Source organism: Streptomyces sp. NPDC127092, assembly GCF_042722475.1.
Classification (GTDB): domain Bacteria; phylum Actinomycetota; class Actinomycetes; order Streptomycetales; family Streptomycetaceae; genus Streptomyces.
This window is the reverse complement of record NZ_JBHXFE010000230.1, coordinates 857-1,423: the sequence shown is the minus strand read 5'-3', so window position 1 is coordinate 1,423 and position 567 is coordinate 857. Positions and strand designations below refer to the sequence as shown.

Below are 567 nucleotides of genomic sequence, written 5' to 3'. Positions count from 1 at the left end.
ACCCTCGCCAGCCCCGCCTCGATCGTCTACACCTCCGGCACCACCGGCCGCCCGAAGGGCGCCGTGATCACGCACGGCAACTTCGTGGGCGCGGCCATCAACGTGCTGCACTTCGCGCGCGAGGTGGTCCAGTGGTCCCCGGAGACGACGACGTCGCGCACCCTGCTCTTCCTCCCGCTGGCCCACGTGCTCGCCCACGCCGTCCAGGTCATCTGCCTGTACGCCCGCATCCAGGTGGCCCACTCCGGCTCCCCGGCCACGCTGCTCGACGACCTCGCCTCCTTCCACCCCACGTGGCTGCTGGCCGTGCCGCGCGTGTTCGAGAAGGTCGAGGCCGGCATCGAGGCCAAGGCCCAGAAGGGCGGCACCGGGCGGATCTACGCGGCCGCCAAGCGCACCGCCATCGAGTGGTCCACGGCCGTGGACGAGGCCGAGTTCGGGGACGGCCCCGGGGCTTTGGCCCCTCTTCGCGCCCCGCGCCCCCCTTTTTCCCCCCCGTTCCCCCCCCCACCCCCGGAGGACCCCCGCCGCGAGGGGACCCCCTTCTTTTCCCGCCCCCCCCCCCCC

Annotated in this window: 1 protein-coding gene; it reads left to right on the top strand. The window is 73.9% G+C overall.

What is annotated here, in order from left to right:
* Positions 1 to 567: AMP-binding protein (locus tag ACFWJO_RS39195; RefSeq protein WP_386873008.1), on the top strand; the 567-nt coding region annotated here is incomplete at both ends.